13 protein-coding genes are annotated in these 14,467 nt (G+C 60.7%); 11 read left to right on the top strand and 2 right to left on the bottom strand.

The window, feature by feature from the left end; translation table 11 throughout:
- The first annotated feature begins 40 nt into the window (after window positions 1–40).
- Both IPM12_01865 and IPM12_01860 read left to right on the top strand, forming a co-directional pair.
- The gene (locus IPM12_01865) at window positions 41–1,372 is read left to right on the top strand and encodes a UDP-glucose/GDP-mannose dehydrogenase family protein (GenBank protein ID MBK9146547.1); all 1,332 of its coding nucleotides are present in this window, start codon (window positions 41–43) and stop codon (window positions 1,370–1,372) included.
- Between the two features lie 3 nt (window positions 1,373–1,375).
- Window positions 1,376–2,374: an SDR family oxidoreductase gene (locus IPM12_01860; protein MBK9146546.1), complete on the top strand. Its 999-nt coding sequence runs from the start codon at window positions 1,376–1,378 to the stop codon at window positions 2,372–2,374.
- Window positions 2,375–2,376: 2 nt separating this feature from the next.
- Here IPM12_01860 and IPM12_01855 read toward each other — a convergent pair whose 3' ends face one another.
- Together IPM12_01855 and IPM12_01850 are read right to left on the bottom strand one after the other, a co-directional pair.
- A complete protein-coding gene (locus IPM12_01855; GenBank protein ID MBK9146545.1) occupies window positions 2,377–3,321 on the bottom strand; it encodes a T9SS type A sorting domain-containing protein in 945 nt (314 codons plus the stop codon).
- Window positions 3,318–4,247: a T9SS type A sorting domain-containing protein gene (locus IPM12_01850; GenBank protein MBK9146544.1), complete on the bottom strand. Its 930-nt coding sequence runs from the start codon at window positions 4,245–4,247 to the stop codon at window positions 3,318–3,320. The genes IPM12_01855 and IPM12_01850 overlap by 4 nt, the downstream gene beginning before the upstream one ends.
- A gap of 121 nt (window positions 4,248–4,368) precedes the next feature.
- Here IPM12_01850 and IPM12_01845 point away from each other — a divergent pair, with 121 nt between their 5' ends.
- From IPM12_01845 to IPM12_01805, 9 genes are all read left to right on the top strand, one after another.
- On the top strand, window positions 4,369–4,941 hold the full coding sequence (locus IPM12_01845) for an N-acetyltransferase (GenBank protein MBK9146543.1): 573 nt from the start codon (window positions 4,369–4,371) through the stop codon (window positions 4,939–4,941).
- Window positions 4,942–4,956: 15 nt separating this feature from the next.
- Entirely contained in the window at window positions 4,957–5,982 is a 1,026-nt protein-coding gene (locus IPM12_01840) for a Gfo/Idh/MocA family oxidoreductase (protein ID MBK9146542.1), read from the top strand.
- Window positions 5,966–7,264, top strand: coding sequence for a nucleotide sugar dehydrogenase (locus tag IPM12_01835; GenBank protein MBK9146541.1), 1,299 nt, complete (start codon window positions 5,966–5,968; stop codon window positions 7,262–7,264). Before IPM12_01840 ends, IPM12_01835 begins: the two co-directional genes overlap by 17 nt.
- A gap of 2 nt (window positions 7,265–7,266) precedes the next feature.
- Window positions 7,267–8,322: a dTDP-glucose 4,6-dehydratase gene (gene rfbB / locus IPM12_01830; protein ID MBK9146540.1), complete on the top strand. Its 1,056-nt coding sequence runs from the start codon at window positions 7,267–7,269 to the stop codon at window positions 8,320–8,322.
- Window positions 8,322–9,071, top strand: coding sequence for a capsular biosynthesis protein (locus IPM12_01825; protein ID MBK9146539.1), 750 nt, complete (start codon window positions 8,322–8,324; stop codon window positions 9,069–9,071). The genes rfbB and IPM12_01825 overlap by 1 nt, the downstream gene beginning before the upstream one ends.
- A gap of 72 nt (window positions 9,072–9,143) precedes the next feature.
- Window positions 9,144–10,697: a CapA family protein gene (locus tag IPM12_01820; protein MBK9146538.1), complete on the top strand. Its 1,554-nt coding sequence runs from the start codon at window positions 9,144–9,146 to the stop codon at window positions 10,695–10,697.
- 92 nt (window positions 10,698–10,789) lie between these two features.
- On the top strand, window positions 10,790–11,464 hold the full coding sequence (locus tag IPM12_01815) for a succinate dehydrogenase cytochrome b subunit (GenBank protein MBK9146537.1): 675 nt from the start codon (window positions 10,790–10,792) through the stop codon (window positions 11,462–11,464).
- A 112-nt stretch (window positions 11,465–11,576) separates the two neighbouring features.
- The gene (locus IPM12_01810; protein MBK9146536.1) at window positions 11,577–13,589 is read left to right on the top strand and encodes a fumarate reductase/succinate dehydrogenase flavoprotein subunit; all 2,013 of its coding nucleotides are present in this window, start codon (window positions 11,577–11,579) and stop codon (window positions 13,587–13,589) included.
- A gap of 8 nt (window positions 13,590–13,597) precedes the next feature.
- Window positions 13,598–14,347 carry a succinate dehydrogenase/fumarate reductase iron-sulfur subunit gene (locus IPM12_01805; GenBank protein MBK9146535.1) on the top strand — a complete coding sequence of 250 codons (750 nt, stop codon included), beginning with the start codon at window positions 13,598–13,600 and terminating at the stop codon, window positions 14,345–14,347.
- Window positions 14,348–14,467: the final 120 nt, after the last annotated feature.

Raw genomic sequence — 14,467 nt, 5'->3', positions numbered from 1 at the left:
TCGATCGCGCCTGTACGGGCGCGAAATTTCGCGCCCCAACATGAACATCGCAGTAGTAGGAACAGGATACGTAGGCCTTGTGACAGGAACCTGCTTCGCCGAGACCGGCAACCACGTGATCTGCGTGGACATCGACGCGAACAAGGTGCAGATGATGAAGGATGGCAAAGTGCCCATCTACGAGCCGCATCTCGATGTGCTCTTCGAGCGCAACATCCGTCAGGGCCGACTGCATTTCACCACCGACCTGGCCAGCGCCATCAAGGACGCGCAGATCATCTTCCTCGCGTTACCGACGCCGCCCGGCGAAGACGGCAGCGCCGACCTGAAGTACGTACTGGGCGTGGCCGATGACCTGGGCAAGATCATCACCGATTATAAGGTGATCGTGGACAAGAGCACCGTGCCCGTGGGCACTTCAGAGAAGGTGCATGCCGCCCTGGCCAAGCACGCCAAAGCGGACCTGTTCGACGTGGTGAGCAATCCGGAGTTCCTGCGTGAAGGCTTCGCCGTGGATGACTTCCTGAAGCCTGATCGCGTTGTGGTAGGCACCAGCAGTCCTCGTGCGCAGAAAGTGATGGAGGACCTCTACAAGCCCTTCGTGCGACAAGGGAATCCGATCATCTTCATGGATGAGCGCAGCGCGGAATTGACCAAGTACGCCGCCAACGCCTTCCTCGCCACCAAGATCACGTTCATGAACGAGATCGCGAACTTCTGCGAGCGCGTGGGCGCCGACGTGGACAAGGTGCGCATCGGCATCGGCACCGACAGCCGCATCGGCAAGCGCTTCCTCTTCCCCGGCATCGGCTACGGCGGCAGCTGCTTCCCCAAGGACGTGCAGGCGCTGGCCAAGAGCGGCAACGATGCCGGCTATGAGTTCCAGATCATCAAGGCCGTGATGGAGGTGAATGAGGACCAGAAGACCTCGATCATCCCCAAGATCAAGAAGCACTTCGGCGACCTCACCGGCAAGCACTTCGCGCTGTGGGGCCTTGCCTTCAAGCCCGATACCGACGACATCCGCGAGGCACCCGCCTTGTACGTGATCGATGAGCTGGTAGCCGCTGGCGCTACCGTCACCGCATTCGATCCGGAGGCCATGCCCAACGTGAAGAAGCTGATGGGCGAGAAGATGGGCTTCGCGAAGGATGAGTACGAAGCGCTCCAGGGCGCGGACGCGCTGATCATCGCCACGGAGTGGGCCTTGTTCCGCACGCCTGATTTCAAGCGCGTGGCGGAGCTGCTCAGGGAGAAGGTGGTCTTCGACGGTCGCAACCTCTACGACTTGGATGAGATGCAGAAGCTCGGATTCACCTACGTGAGCGTGGGTCGTCAGACCGTGAACGTGCGCGCGAAGGCTAACGCCTGAACCATGACGAAAGCGAAGGAGCGAGTCCTCATCACCGGTGCTGCCGGTTTCCTCGGCTCGCACCTCTGCGACCGCTTCCTGAAGGAGGGCTACCACGTGGTCGGGATGGATAACCTGATCACCGGACGGCTGAAGAACATCGAGCACCTCTTCAAGCGCGAGGACTTCGAATTCTACAACCACGATGTCTCCAAGTTCGTGCATGTGCCTGGTGAGCTGAAGTACATCCTGCACTTCGCTTCACCGGCCTCGCCGATCGATTACCTGAAGATCCCGATCCAGACCTTGAAGGTGAGTTCGCTGGGCACGCACAATCTGCTCGGCCTTGCCAAGGCGAAGGGCGCGCGCATCCTCGTGGCCAGCACCAGCGAGGTGTACGGCGATCCGCAAGTGCATCCGCAGACCGAGGACTATTGGGGCCACGTGAATCCCATCGGTCCGCGCGGCGTGTACGATGAAGCCAAGCGATTCCAAGAGGCCATCACCATGGCCTACCACACCTACCACGGCCTCGAGACGCGCATCGTGCGCATCTTCAACACGTATGGCCCGCGCATGCGGCTGAACGATGGCCGGGTGCTGCCCGCCTTCATCGGCCAGGCCTTACGCGGCGAGGACCTCACCGTATTCGGCGATGGCTCGCAGACGCGCAGCTTCTGCTACGTGGACGATCTGGTGGAAGGCATCTACCGACTGCTCTTGAGCGACTACGCAGGCCCGGTGAATGTGGGCAACCCCAGCGAGATCACCATCGCGCAGTTCGCCGAGGAGATCATCAAACTCACCGGCACCACGCAGAAGGTGGTGTACAAGCCCTTGCCACAGGACGATCCCATGCAGCGACAGCCAGACATCACGCTGGCGAGGAAGCTGCTCGGCTGGGAACCGAAGGTGGCGCGCGCCGAGGGCCTGAAGATCACCTACGACTACTTCAAGTCTTTGACGAAGGAAGAGCTGAACGAAAAGGAGCATTTCAGCTTCGAGGGGTATGTGAGGAAGTAGGGCTACTGCTTGACCCAGCGCAGCACCTGCCTTCTGCCATCGCCGGAAGTGATGGAAACGAAGTAGGTGCCAATCTCCCAAGTCGAAGTTTCGGTGGGTGCGTTCTCGGGGAGGTTGGCTTGCGAATGCACCATCCGCCCGAGCGGGTCGCGCACTTCAACGGAGGCAGAAGCCGAAATGCCGATGATCGAAAACTGGACGGCGCCGGGGTTTGGCGCGAGCGAGATTGCAGTTTGCATGGAGCGACTAGCGGCCCCCAGCGCAATATCGCAAGTGATACCGCTTCCCGTGGTGACCTGCCAATCTGAATAATGCTGCAAACGAAAGAATGAAGGATCCATCGGCCCATAGCAATCGTAACCGTAATGGGGGAATTTCCTTGGAAGCCCGCCAATTCGTTCGATGATGGCCAAGGTATCCGACCCGAAAGGCTGCCCATTGCCCCATGTTGAGACTCCGGCTGAATCCAAATAGGCCAGGCTCCATGTCCGAAGGTTCTCTCCCCCAATCACCATGTGACCGGTGTCCTGTATCTCGAGCATGCCGAAGTAGCCGCACGTCATAGGCTGCGTGGTCGGGGGCCACCAGCGATCGCCAGGCACACCCAGGTAGTACAGAGTATCCCACGGCGAGCCTCCAGCAACGTTGTGCTTGTAATAAACTACATCCCCTTGAAGGCTAACCCAATCCCTAAAGCCCCAGATGTCGCTCACACAGCTAGTATCCACCCCGCCTCCGGAGACATAGTTCAGATAGCAGATGCGTCGGGTGCACTGCTGGGCCAGCAAGCCATCAATCATGGTGTCGCCGGTGTACATGTAGATGTCGAGATAAGGGCTTAAATGAAGCTGCTCATAGACCCAGCAGGCGCCGGGGGCCCAGAAACCTTGTGCCAGAACACCGCCACCTTGAACAGAAAGCAGAAAAAGGAGAAGCGTCTTCTTCACTGTTTGACCCATTTGATGTTCCGCTGCTCGCCAGAGGCTGGGGCCAAGCTGATGATGTAGGTGCCTTGCGGCCAATGCTCCGTCCTGACCCGTGCAGCCGGAGCCAAGCGCGATTCAGAGTGCACGATCCTCCCAAGTGCATCGCGGACGGCGATGGTGATGGGCGTGATGTTGTCAAGGATAAAGTGATCGCCGCCGGGGTTGGGGTGAGCAATCATCGGAGCGGATGTTGAATCATCAGGCAAGGACGTGGTGATGTCGCAACCGGATCCGGATGGGAAGGAAATCTCGTTATCAGAGTAGTGAATCAGTTGAATGATTTCCGGGTCGAACCATGGGTCTTCCAGACAACTGGTGAATAGTGGCCTCCTTGGTCGAGAGCCAATACGGGCGATCACGTTCAGCGAGTCTCCCGGGATGAACATCGGTTCGAGCCAAGGCAGGCCATCCATATTGAGGTACGCGAGTTCCCAAGAGTCGAGATCCACACCGTCAATGGTCGTTGTGCCTACGGACTGTATCTCCAGCATGCCACGCGGTGGACAGGAAGTGTCGGCGTACATCGGCCACCAACGATCTCCCACATCGCCTAGGACATAGAGCGTATCCCAATCGTTCCAGAATGGATAGGGTGGGAATGGCCAAGTGTTTCTGTGCAGGACGACATTGTCCTGCCAAGTGACGTACTCCTTGCTGATGTAGGTGTTGGTCGGTCCATTGGGTATATGTTCTACCAGCGTGTAGAGCGCCACCTGTGCTTGCATCCCATCCACCACGGTATCGTTAGTGTACTGGTAGTGATGGTCGCGAAGGACCCCTATGGCGTCGCCTTGGTAAAGCCAGCAAGCCCCAGGTGCCCACCATTGCTGCGCCATCCCTCCCAGGCTCGAAGCAGCAGCTAGCACCAGCGTCAAAGTTCCTCTCATGTCCAAGGCGTTGGGACCGTGAATCTACCTCTCAGACGTCCCTTTCACCCCTTGGCTGCCGCCCCTTTCCCATGCCCCTGCCTTCGGTACCTTCGCCACCCCTTTGCCGGAGCCTCTTCCCATGCCCTACATCGCCCACCCCACCGCCGTCATTGACGAGGGCTGCGTTATTGGTGAGGGCACGCGCATCTGGCATTTTTCGCACATCATGCCTGGGTGTACAATCGGGGAGAACTGCAACATCGGCCAGAACGTGGTGGTGAGCCCCGGCGTGAAGCTTGGGAACAGCGTGAAGGTGCAGAACAACGTGAGCATCTATACCGGCGTGGAGTGCGAGGACGATGTGTTCCTGGGGCCGAGCATGGTCTTCACCAACATCATCAACCCGCGCAGTGCCGTAGCACGGAGGGACCAATACCTTCGCACACTTGTGAAAAAGGGTGCTTCCATCGGGGCCAATGCCACCATTATCTGTGGGCATGACATTGGCCGGTTTGCCTTCATCGGCGCAGGTGCGGTCGTGACGAAGGAAGTACCCGACTATGCACTGGTGATAGGCAATCCCGCGAAGCAGACCGGCTGGATGAGCGAGTTCGGACACAAGCTGAAGTTCAACGATGCAGGTGAGGCAGAATGCCTAGAGAGTGGTCAGCGCTACGAACTGAAGAACGGGCGCGTGACACGCATTGCTTGAGCCATGCCCACGCCCTTGGAACAGAAGATCAAGTTCGCCGTAGTGGGCTGCGGCCACATCGGTAAACGGCACGCGGAGATGATCCAGCGGCACCCGGAGTGCGAACTGGTGGCCTTGTGCGACACCAGGCCCAAGGGTGAGCTTGGCATCGAGGTGCTTGATGCCCCTTTCTTCACCGACATGGACGCCATGCTTGCAGCTGTTCCGGGCATCGAGGTGGTGAACATCTGCACGCCTAATGGATTGCACGCCGAGCAGAGCATCAAGGCCCTCGAGGCGCGCAAGCACGTGGTCTGCGAGAAGCCCATGGCCCTCACCAGGGCCAGCGGCGAAGCGGTGATCCACACCGCGCTGCGCATGCACCGCACCGTGTTCGGCGTGATGCAGAACCGGTACTCGCCGCCGAGCCAATGGATCAAGGGCGTGGTGGACCAAGGCCTGCTGGGCGATATCCACCTGGTGCAGGTGAACTGCTACTGGAACCGGGACGCCCGCTATTACAAGGCCGGCACCTGGAAAGGCAGTTCCGATCTCGATGGCGGAACGCTCTTCACGCAATTCAGCCACTTCATCGACATCCTGTATTGGCTCTTCGGCGACATTTCGGAGATCGAGGGCCGCTTCGCCGATTTCGCGCACCAGGACCTCACCGCATTCGAGGACACCGGCATCGTGAGCTTCCGCCTGCGCAACGGCGGCATGGGCTGCATCAACTACAGCACGGCCGTGTGGGACAAGAACCTGGAGAGCAGCATGACCATCATCGGCTCCAAAGGCAGCGTGAAGATCGGCGGGCAGTACATGGACCAGGTGGAGCATTGCCACATCGCCGGCTACTCCATGCCCGAGCTGGCGCCCACCAATCCGGCCAACGACTACGGCGCCTACAAGGGCAGCGCCAACAACCACGGCTTCATCATCGAGAACGTTGTGGACACGCTGAAAGGAAGGACAACGCTCACCACCAACGCCCTCGAGGGCCTCAAGGTGGTGGAGATCATCGAACGCATCTACGAGAAAAGGGATGAACAACCTGTATGACCGACTGCTGAAGAAGGAAGCCAAGCTCGCTGTGATCGGCCTGGGCTACGTAGGGCTCCCGATCGCCTTGGCCTTCGCGCGCCGCATCAAGGTGGTTGGCTTCGACATCAACCAGAAGCGCGTGGACATGATGCGCCGTGGCGAGGATCCGAGCAATGAATTGCCGCCGGAGGACTTCGAGGGCTGCGACATCCACTTCTCCGCCGACATCAAGGACCTGAAGGACGTGGAGTTCTTCATCGTGGCCGTGCCCACGCCGATCGATCAGCAGAACATCCCCGACCTGGGTCCGCTGCTGGGCGCCACGCGCACCGTGGGCCAGGTGCTGAAGAAGGGCGACTATGTGGTGTACGAGAGCACCGTTTACCCCGGCTGCACCGAAGAGGATTGCGTGCCTTTGCTTGAGCGCTTGAGCAACCTGAAGTTCGTGGACGATTTCAAGGTGGGCTACTCGCCAGAGCGCATCAACCCCGGCGACAAGGAGCATACGCTCGAGACCATCGTGAAGGTGAGCAGCGGCTGCGACCCGGAGAGCGCGGAGATCATCGCCCAGGTGTATGAGCTGGTGGTGAAGGCCGGCGTGCACCGCGCCAGCAGCATCAAGGTGGCCGAAGCGAGCAAGATCATCGAGAACACGCAGCGCGACGTGAACATCGCCCTCACCAACGAGCTCTCGATCATCTTCAACCGCATGGGGATCAACACCTACGATGTGCTCGAAGCGGCCGGGACCAAGTGGAATTTCCTGCGCTTCCAGCCGGGCCTCGTGGGCGGCCATTGCATCGGCGTGGATCCCTACTACCTCGTGTACAAGGCCAAGGAGCTCGGCTACCACGCGCAGATCATCGACAGTGGGCGCTTCGTGAACGATAGCATGGGCGGCTACGTGGCCAAGCAGACCGTGAAGAAGGTGATCGCCAGCGGCACCAATCCCACCGATGCGCGCATCCTGGTGATGGGCGCCACCTTCAAGGAGAACGTCACCGACATCCGCAACAGCAAGGTCGCCGATGTGGTGAACGAGCTCAAGAGCTTCAGCTGTGCGGTGGATGTGACCGACCCGCACGCCGATGCCGCCGAGGTGAAGCATGAGTACGGCTACGAACTGGCGCCTGAGATGAAAGGCCCGTACGATGCCATCATCGTGGCCGTGAACCATAGTGAATACGCCGGCAAGGACGAAGCCTGGTTCAAGGGCATGCTGAAGCCGAAAGGCGTGCTGGTGGACCTGAAGGGCGTGTTCCGGAAGAAGATCAAGGACCTGAACTACTGGAGCCTGTGAGCATCACGCGCAACATCCTCATCACCGGCGGCGCCGGCTTCATCGGCAGCCACGTCGTGCGCCGCTTCGTGAACCGGTACCAGCATTACCGCATCATCAACCTCGATGCACTCACCTATGCGGGCAATCTGGAGAACCTTCGCGACATCGAGCCTGCGCCGAACTACACCTTCGTGAAGGCTGACATCTGCGATGCGGATGCGGTGGCCAGGGTGATCAAGGAGCACAGGATCGATGGCATCATCCACCTCGCCGCCGAGAGCCATGTGGACCGCAGCATCACCGATCCGCTCGCTTTCGTGCGCACCAACGTGTTCGGCACGGTGACCCTGCTCAATGCGGCGAAGGAGGCGTGGAAGGGCGCCATGGGGGGCAAGCGCTTCTACCATGTGAGCACCGATGAGGTCTATGGCTCACTGCACGACGACAGCCTCTTCCTGGAGACCACGCCCTACGACCCGCAGAGCCCCTATAGCGCGAGCAAGGCCGCCAGCGACCATTTCGTGCGCGCATACGGCAATACCTACAAGCTCCCTTTCGTGGTTAGCAACTGCAGCAACAATTACGGCAGCCACCACTTCCCGGAGAAGCTGATCCCGCTCATGATCAACAACCTCCGCAACAACAAGCCGCTGCCCGTGTATGGCAAGGGCGAGAACGTGCGCGATTGGCTCTGGGTGGAGGACCACGCCTCGGCCATCGACACCATCTTCCACACCGGCAAGAACGGCGAGACCTACAACATCGGCGGGCACAACGAGTGGAAGAACATCGACCTGGTGCACCTGCTCTGCTCGATCATGGACAAGAAGCTCGGCCGCGCGGCAGGGGAGAGCGCCAAGCTCATCACCTACGTCACCGACCGCGCCGGGCACGACCTGCGCTACGCGATCGATGCTGGCAAGATCGAGCGCGAACTTGGTTGGAAGCCGAGCATCACCTTCGAAGCGGGCCTGGAGCGCACCGTGGATTGGTACCTGGCCAATACGGAGTGGCTCGATCATGTCACCAGCGGCGCTTACCAGCAGTATTACGCGGAGCACTACGCGCAGCACTGATGGGGCTATTCAGCGGTTTGTTCGGCAAGAAGGAGCCCGCGCTCGGCCCAGCGGACCTCTCCGTGCTCCGCTGCGATGTGCATTCGCACTTCATCCCCGGCATCGACGACGGCGCCCAGGACCTCGAGCAGAGCATGGAGCTGCTTCATGCCATGCACGGGCTCGGTTACCGCAAGGTGATCACCACGCCGCACAGCATGGCCGATGGGTACAAGAACTCACCGGAGATCATTCACGGCGGACTGGAGAAGCTGCGCGCCGAGGTGGAGCGGCAGGGATTGGAGATCGAGGTGGATGCCGCTGCGGAGTACTACCTCGACCACGACCTGGAGCGCAAGGTGATGGAGGGCGAGGTGCTCACCTTCGGCGAAAAGCTCCTGCTCTTCGAGCTGCCCTTCATCAGTGAGCCGCAGATGCTGTTGTCGCTCATCTTCCAGATGCAGACGCAGGGCTATCAACCGGTGCTCGCGCACCCGGAGCGCTACGCCTATTGGCACAACGACTTCCCCAAGTATGAGAAGCTGAAGGACCGCGGCGTGCTCTTCCAGTTGAACCTCGTGGCGCTCTCCGGCGCTTATGGCCGTCCAGCGAAAGAGATCGCAGAGCGCCTGATCGATGCGGGCGCTTATGAATTGCTCGGCAGCGATTGCCACAACATGAACCACGTGGAGGCCATCCGCAATACGCTGGAGCGGCCAGCCCTGCACAAGCTCATTAGCGGCGGCAGATTGCTGAACGCCACCCTTTGATCAAGGTGTGAAAACACGTTGCGCCGGCGGCAGCACTCCTTGAGGTCGTGCCCACGAGGGTAGCTTCGCCGCATGATTAGCGCGGCCCGCATCGCTCAGCTCTGCTTGGTCGCAGCGCCTCTGGCCCTCTGCGCTCAGCCACAGGTGCCGATGCCCGCATCGATGGCCGATTCAATCGTCGCCATTGGCCACAGCTACGTGGGCAAGCCATACCGTTACAAAGCCAAAGGCGCGGGAACGTTCGATTGCAGCGGCTTCGTTTGTCACATCTATGGCCAGCAAGGCATGGCGCTGCCGCATTCCTCGGCAGCCATGGCGGCCACGGTGCCCACCATCGACCGCGCGGAAGTCGCCCCCGGCGACCTGCTCTTCTTTAAGGGCCGCGATGCGCGCAAGGACCAAGTGGGCCACGTGGCCATGGTGGCCAGCGTGACCGAGAAGGGCGACATCTGCATGCTGCACAGCTGCCATCGCGGCATCCGCTACGACACGCTCGCAGCCGTTGAGTATTACACCAAGCGCTTCGTGAAGGCCGGGCGCATCGCAAGGCCAGCCGAACCGATGGAGCCGCCTGATGAGGCGGCGCCGCTCACGGCGGAAACGGCCACCGTGCTTGCGCATGACAGCCTACCGAGCGATTCTGCGCGCATTGACACGATCGTGATCATCGGAGTGGGCGACATCATGCTCGGCACCAACTATCCGGATGCCGGTTACCTGCCGCCCAACGACGGCCGGGACCTCCTCGCTCCGGTGGATTCGATCCTGCGCGAAGCGCACCTCACGTTCGGGAACCTCGAAGGCGTGCTCCTCGATGGGCCCGGCCATCCGAAGCAGTGCAAGGATCCGGCAAGCTGTTATGTGTTCCGGTCGCCGGAGCATTATGCCGCTCACTTGAGGGATGCAGGCTTTGATGTACTCAGCGTGGCCAACAACCATGTGGGGGATTTCGGCGAACCGGGCCGGATGGCCACACGGCGCGTGCTCGATTCATTGGGACTCTACAACGCTGGCCTGCTCTCACGCCCAAGCGCCGTATTCACGCTCGACAGCGTGCGTTACGGATTCTGCGCCTTCGCGCCCAACACCGGCACGGTTGACTTCCGCGACCTCGAAGGCGCCAAATCCATTGTGGCCGGGCTCGACAGCGTGAGCGACATCGTGATCGTCTCTTTCCATGGCGGTGCCGAGGGCAAGGGCCATCGGCACATCAAGAAGATGAACGAGGAGTTCCTCGGCGAGAACCGTGGCAGCCCTCATGCCTTCGCACGCGCCGTGATCGATGCTGGCGCGGACATCGTCTTCGGCCATGGTCCGCACATCACGCGCGCCATCGACCTGTACAAGGACCGCTTCATCGCATACAGCCTCGGCAACTTCGCCACCTACGCGCGCTTCAACCTCAGCGGCCACAATGGCGTGGCCCCCATCGCGCGCATCCGCGTTGACCGCACGGGCCGCTTCATCGATGGCCGGCTGATCGCCATCAAGCAGGAAGGGGAGGGCGGACCGGTGCCCGATGAGGAGGGACGGGCCGTGAAGGAGGTGATCGAATTGACCCGGACCGATGTGCCTGAGGCCCCGATCACCATCCACGAGGATGGCCGGATCCTTCGGAACGACTGAGAACTCCTGCCGATTGGCAGGAACGCGTTCGTCGCAGGCTTCTACATTCGCCGCGCGAACGCTTCCACCCCGTTCGTTGTTGCTAGAGCATCATGGCACGATCAGCGATCCTCGGTTCCTCACTCGCGAAGAAGTACTGGATGGCCCTCACGGGCCTTTTCCTTTCCGTGTTCCTGATCGCCCACCTCGCGGGCAACCTCCAGTTGCTCGACATGAGCCCGGAGGGCCAGCTGAAGTTCAACGCCTACGCCAAGTTCATGACCACCTTCCCGGTGGTGAAGGCCGTGAGCTACCTGCTCTACTTCAGCATCCTTTTCCATGCGTTCGATGGCATCCTGCTCGCGTTCCAGAACCGAAAGGCGCGGCCGGTGCGTTACGCGAAGGAGAACGCCGGTGCCAACCGCAGCTGGGCCAGCGGCAACATGGCCCTGCTGGGCACGCTGATCCTGGTCTTCCTGGTCATCCACATGAAGCGCTTCTGGTACGAGATGCATTGGGGCGGCCTTGGTCTCGATGCCGATGGCAACAAGGATCTCTACGCTGTTGTTGCGGCAGCCTTCTCCGAGCTGTGGTACGTCGCGCTCTACGTGGCGTCCATGGCGGTGCTCGCCTTCCACTTGCTGCATGGCTTCCAGAGCAGCTTCCAGAGCCTTGGCCTCAATCACCCGCGCTATACGCCCATCATCAAGAGCGTCGGTGCCTTCTTCGGCGTGGTGCTCCCGATCCTCTTCGCACTGATACCGGTTTGGATGTTCGTTAACCGCTAGCGCGCCGCTCGCACATGGCACTCGTTGGTTGCAGGTTGAACGTTGATGAAGTTGGGGGTTGGCCCCGACCCTCAACCATTGCCAACCCGCAACCCCCAACCCACCGCTGAACATGGCATTAGACAGCAAGATCCCTCCCGGCCCCATCGACAAGAAGTGGACGTACCACAAAGGCCACATGCGCATCGTGGCGCCGGCCAACAAGCGCCGCATCGACGTGATCGTGGTGGGCACAGGCCTCGCCGGTGGCGCTGCCGCCGCATCGTTGGCCGAGATGGGTTACAACGTGAAGGCCTTCTGCTTCCAGGACAGCGCCCGTCGCGCGCACAGCATCGCCGCTCAGGGTGGTATCAACGCCGCCAAGAACTACCAGAACGACGGCGACAGCACCTACCGCTTGTTCTATGACACTGTGAAGGGCGGCGACTATCGTGCTCGCGAAGCCAACGTGTACCGTCTTGCGGAAGTGAGCGCGAACATCATCGACCAGTGCGTGGCGCAAGGCGTGCCCTTCGCCCGCGACTACGGAGGACTGCTCGATAACCGAAGCTTCGGTGGCGTGCAGGTGAGCCGCACATTCTATGCGCGCGGGCAGACTGGCCAGCAACTGCTGCTGGGCGCTTACAGCGCGTTGATGCGTCAGGTGGGCAAAGGCGCTGTGCAGATGTTCGATCGCCACGAGATGCTCGATGTCGTCATCGTTGATGGCAAGGCGCGCGGCATCATCGCCCGCAACTTGATCACCGGAGAGATCGAGCGACATGGCGCGCACGCCGTGCTGCTGTGCACGGGCGGCTACGGCAATGTGTTCTTCCTGAGCACGAACGCCATGGGCAGCAATGTCACCGCCGCATGGAAGGCGCACAAGCGCGGAGCCTACTTCGGCAACCCGTGCTACACGCAGATCCACCCGACCTGCATCCCGGTGAGCGGCACGCACCAGAGCAAGCTCACGCTGATGAGCGAATCACTGCGGAACGATGGCCGCATCTGGGTGCCGAAGAACCTTGAGGATGCGAAAGCCATACGCGATGGCAGGAAGAAAGGCAGCGACATCCCGGAAGCCGATCGCGATTACTACCTGGAGCGCCGCTACCCGGCCTTCGGAAACTTGGTTCCGCGCGACGTTGCGAGTCGCGCTGCCAAAGAGCGCTGCGATGCAGGTTATGGCGTGAACAAGACCGGGGAGGCCGTGTACCTGGATTTCAGTGCGGCGATCGAACGCTACGGCAAGCAGCAGGCGAACATCTTGAAGATCGAGAATGCGAGCAAGGAGAAGATCACCGAGCTCGGCCGTGCCGTGGTGAGCGAGAAGTACGGGAACCTCTTCGACATGTATGAGAACATCGTCGGCGAGAATCCCTACGACCACGCGATGAAGATCTACCCTGCGGTTCACTACACCATGGGCGGCCTCTGGGTCGATTACAACCTGCAGACCACCGTGCCCGGCCTGTTCGCGCTCGGCGAAGCGAACTTCAGCGATCATGGCGCGAATCGGTTGGGTGCATCAGCGTTGATGCAAGGTCTGGCCGATGGCTACTTCGTGGTTCCTTACACCGTAGGCGACTATTTGGCCGACGACATCCGCACGGGACCCATCGACACCAAGCGTCCCGAGTTCGAGGCCGCGGAGAAAGAAGTGAAGGAACGCATCAACCACTTCCTGAACAACAAGGGCACCAAGCCGGTTGATGAGTTCCACCGACGTATGGGCAAAGTGATGTGGGACAAGTGCGGCATGGCGCGCAACGAGCAAGGACTGAAGGAGGCGATTGCTGAGATCCGCCAGATCCGTGAGGAGTTCTACCGCGATGTACGCGTGCCCGGGAAAGCGAACGAGTTCAACCAGGAATTGGAGAAGGCAGGTCGCGTGGCCGATTTCCTGGAGTTGGGCGAGTTGATGTGCCTTGATGCGCTCGACCGCAACGAGAGCTGCGGCGGCCACTTCCGCGAGGAGTATTCCGAGACCGAAGGCCCGCAGCAGGGCGAAGCCAAACGTGACGACGCCAACTACGCCTACGTTGCCGCGTGGGAGTGGACCGGCGATGCCGGCAAGGCGAACCTGCACAAGGAGCAGCTGGAATTCAACGAAGTGAAACTGACGCAACGCAGCTACAAGTGATGGGTAACATGAAGCTGACACTCAAGATCTGGCGCCAATCCGGCCCCAACGACAAAGGCAGGATCGTCGATTACCCGGTGAACGGTGTGTCCGAAGACATGTCCTTCCTGGAGATGCTCGACGTGCTCAACGACGACCTCGTGCGAAAGGGTGAGGACCCGATCGCCTTCGACCACGATTGTCGCGAAGGCATCTGCGGGATGTGCAGCCTCTTCATCAATGGCGAGGCGCACGGTCCGGGCCGCGGCATCACCACCTGCCAGCTGCACATGCGCAAGTTCAAGGATGGCGACACCATCTACGTTGAGCCATGGCGCAGTGCGGCCTTCCCTGTGATCAAGGACTTGGCGACCAACCGCAGCGCCTTCGATCGTATCCAAGCAGCCGGCGGCTTCGTGAGCGTGAACACCAGCGGCAACCTCGTCGATGGCAATGCGGTGCCAATCCCGAAGGACGATGCCGACAAGGCCTTCGATGCCGCCACCTGCATCGGCTGCGGTGCGTGCGTGGCCACTTGCCCGAACGGCTCAGCCATGCTCTTCACAGCGGCGAAAGTCTCGCAACTCGCCTTATTGCCGCAGGGCCGGCCCGAGGCGAAGCGCCGCGCACTTGCCATGGTGGAGCAAATGGACAAGGAGGGCTTCGGCAATTGCAGCAACACCGGCGCCTGCGAGGTGGAATGCCCGAAGGGGATCAGCTTGGAGCACATCGCAAGGTTGAACCGGGAGTACTTGGCGGCGAGCGTGACGAATGAGTGATTGGAGGATGAAATGCCCGAGGTGCAAACTCCCCCACCTCGGCCCACCATCTTCACGGTGATGCTCCGGCCATCTGACGGATGGCATCTCAAGCATTCCTCCTGAAGCACGAACTTGGCC

The sequence above is a fragment of the Flavobacteriales bacterium genome, from assembly GCA_016716605.1.
In the GTDB taxonomy this organism is placed as follows: domain Bacteria; phylum Bacteroidota; class Bacteroidia; order Flavobacteriales_F; family PHOS-HE28; genus PHOS-HE28.
This window is presented reverse-complemented; position numbering and strand designations above follow the sequence as displayed.

Coding starts and splice junctions, on each gene's coding strand:
- IPM12_01845 (MBK9146543.1), top strand. CDS start 4,369: ATGCCCTACATCGCCCACCCCACCGCCGTCATTGACGAGGGCTGCGTT.
- IPM12_01820 (MBK9146538.1), top strand. CDS start 9,144: ATGATTAGCGCGGCCCGCATCGCTCAGCTCTGCTTGGTCGCAGCGCCT.
- IPM12_01835 (MBK9146541.1), top strand. CDS start 5,966: ATGAACAACCTGTATGACCGACTGCTGAAGAAGGAAGCCAAGCTCGCT.
- IPM12_01860 (MBK9146546.1), top strand. CDS start 1,376: ATGACGAAAGCGAAGGAGCGAGTCCTCATCACCGGTGCTGCCGGTTTC.
- IPM12_01850 (MBK9146544.1), bottom strand. CDS start 4,247: ATGAGAGGAACTTTGACGCTGGTGCTAGCTGCTGCTTCGAGCCTGGGA.
- IPM12_01815 (MBK9146537.1), top strand. CDS start 10,790: ATGGCACGATCAGCGATCCTCGGTTCCTCACTCGCGAAGAAGTACTGG.
- IPM12_01825 (MBK9146539.1), top strand. CDS start 8,322: ATGGGGCTATTCAGCGGTTTGTTCGGCAAGAAGGAGCCCGCGCTCGGC.
- IPM12_01865 (MBK9146547.1), top strand. CDS start 41: ATGAACATCGCAGTAGTAGGAACAGGATACGTAGGCCTTGTGACAGGA.
- IPM12_01805 (MBK9146535.1), top strand. CDS start 13,598: ATGAAGCTGACACTCAAGATCTGGCGCCAATCCGGCCCCAACGACAAA.
- IPM12_01810 (MBK9146536.1), top strand. CDS start 11,577: ATGGCATTAGACAGCAAGATCCCTCCCGGCCCCATCGACAAGAAGTGG.